2 protein-coding genes are annotated in these 2,544 nt (G+C 71.9%); one reads left to right on the top strand and one right to left on the bottom strand.

Translation table 11 applies throughout. The features are described 5' to 3' along the window. Positions 1-131: 131 nt before the first annotated feature. Entirely contained in the window at positions 132-1,013 is an 882-nt protein-coding gene (locus ACFYW9_RS32200) for an RNA polymerase sigma factor SigF (RefSeq protein WP_351866721.1), read from the bottom strand. Between the two features lie 474 nt (positions 1,014-1,487). On the opposite strand from ACFYW9_RS32200, the gene ACFYW9_RS32195 reads away from it, so the two are divergent. Further along, positions 1,488-2,423 carry an anti-sigma factor RsbA family regulatory protein gene (locus ACFYW9_RS32195; protein ID WP_389157837.1) on the top strand — a complete coding sequence of 312 codons (936 nt, stop codon included), beginning with the start codon at positions 1,488-1,490 and terminating at the stop codon, positions 2,421-2,423. Positions 2,424-2,544: the final 121 nt, after the last annotated feature.

Below are 2,544 nucleotides of genomic sequence, written 5' to 3'. Positions count from 1 at the left end.
CCAACACCCCCCCCCCCCGCGCCCCCCCCCCCCCCCCCCCGCCCCCCCCCCGCCCCCCCCCCCCCCCCCCCCCCCCCCCCCCCCCCCCCCCCCCCCCGGGACCGTCGTACGGGCTGTGACGTGCGGGAGTCTCAGGCGACCGCGGGATCGAGGAGCCCGGTGCGCAGACGCTTGATGATGCGGGTGATCAGCCGGGAGACGTGCATCTGCGAGATGCCGAGCTCCTCGCCGATCTGCGCCTGGGTCCACTCCTCGACGAAGCGCAGATGAATGATCCGGCGCTGCCGCTCGTCGAGCTGGGCGATCAGGGGGGCCAGGGAGTTGAAGTCCTCGACCAGTTCCAGCGAGGGGTCCTCCTCGCCGATGAAGTCCGCGAGAACCGCCTCGCCGTCCGCACCGCCGTCCGCCGTGAGGGCGGCGTCCAGGGACGAGGAGTTGTAGCCGTTCGACGCCTTGCGGGCCTCGATGACCTCTTCCTCGGTCAGGCACATCAGCTCGGACAGCTCACGGGTGGTGGGCGTACGGCCGAGGCGGGTGCGCAGTTCCTCCGTCGCCTTGGCGAGCTCGACGCGCGCCTCCTGGAGCCGGCGGGGCACGTGGACCGCCCAGCTCGTGTCGCGGAAGAACCGCTTGATCTCGCCGACGATGTAGGGGACCGCGAAGGAGGTGAACTCGACCTCGCGGGTCAGCTCGAAACGGTCGATGGCCTTGATGAGCCCGATCGTGCCGACCTGGACGATGTCCTCCATCTCACCCTGGCTGCGGCTGCGGAAGCGGGCCGCCGCGTACCGGACGAGGGAGAGATTCATCTCGATGAGGGTGTTGCGCGCGTACTGGTATTCGTGCGTGCCCTCCTCCAGGACGGAGAGCCGGCTGAAGAACTGGCGGGACAGCTCGCGCGCGTCCTTCGGGCTGATCTTCAGCGGTTCGTCGATCTGCGGCAGGACGTCCCCCTCGGTCGTCGCTGCCCGGTGCGCCGTGTCCCTTGCCTTCGCTGCCGCCACGGCCGCCATGCCGTCCACCCCAAATCGTCCGAAGGAAATGATGACAGGGCCCGTCTGCCCTGCTTCACACCGCTCATGCCACCCGGTTGCGGAATTCTGCGGGACGCGTACGTCCAGCCTCCCCCTGGCACCGGGTCAGGGTCTACTTCCTCCCGGGAGCACCCTTCGGATGCGGGGTCGTGACGTCGTTTTCCTCGCCGAACCGATGTCGCTTTTGGTCTGACTGATGCCGTTTCAGTCCGAAGGCCGACACGGTTCCGGCGGGGATCGAGGGGGCAGGTGAGGACGGAGGGCGAGCGTCGCGACGGCGCTCCCGTATCCGGGGGCCTGCCCGGCTGTCGTGACGGCGACGTAAAATGGGTCGCGGGGTGAGTCCGTGGGTATCGAGCGGCGAGTCGGCCGAGCGCACACGCGCTCACCCTTGGCGCGCCCCGACGCGGGACCGCTCGCCGGACACCGGCCCCGGGGCGCGGTGATCGCGGCATGACTACGGCGGCACTTCGCGACGATCCCTTCGTCCACCCCGCGCTCGTCTACGGCGACGACCGTGAGTACGTGGAAGGGACGACACGTTTCGTCTCCGACGGCGTAGCCGCGGGGGAGCCGGTGGCGGTGGCCGTCCCCGGCCCGCGCCTGGAACTCATCCGCGGCGCCCTGGGTCCCTCGGGGGCCGGCGTCCGATGGATCGACATGACGCGGGCGGGCCTGAACCCGGGCCGCATCATCCCCTCCGTCCTGCGGGCGTTCGCCGACGCCCACCAGGACGTCCACGTACGGATCATCGGCGAGCCCATCTGGCACGGCCGCACGGCGGTGGAGTACCCGGCCTGCGTCCAGCACGAAGCCCTGATCAACCGGGCGTTCGCGGGACGGGACGTGACGATCCTGTGCCCGTACGACGGGCGCGCCCTCCCCCCGGACGTGATCGCCGACGCCCACGCCACGCACCCGGTCGTGATCAGCGCTGGCCGGCGGAGCGCCAGCCCGGCCTACGACCCGGACGGGGTGCTGACGCGCTTCAACCAGGTTCTGCGTCACCCACCGGGAGCGGCGGTGGTCCGTTTCGACGCCGAACTCCTGCCCGTCGCCCGCGACTTCGCCCTCGCCGAGGCCCGGGGCCGCGGGATGACGGCGGTCCGGCTGCACGACCTGAACCTCGTCGTCGCGGAGCTGACGACCAACAGCGTCGTGCACGGGGGCGGTTCGGGGACCCTGAGGATCTGGGCCGAGAGCGAGCAGATCGTGTGCGAGGTACAGGACGAGGGCCGGCTCAGCGATCCCCTGGCAGGCCGGCATCCCGTGCGTCCCGACCAGATCGGCGGACGGGGACTGTTCCTCGTGCACTTCCTGTCGGACCTCGTCCGTGTGCACACCGACGCCTCCGGGACGACCGTGCGCAGCTACATCGGCCGCGGCTGACCGGCTGACCGGCTCACCACGCACGTGGGGGGGGGGGGGGGGGGGGGGGGGGGGGGGGGGGGGGGGGGGGGGCCGCCCCCGGCGGGGGGGGGGCCGCGTCACGGAAGGATCGGCTCGAGCG

The organism is Streptomyces sp. NPDC002698, from assembly GCF_042888945.1.
Classification (GTDB): domain Bacteria; phylum Actinomycetota; class Actinomycetes; order Streptomycetales; family Streptomycetaceae; genus Streptomyces.
This window is presented reverse-complemented; position numbering and strand designations above follow the sequence as displayed.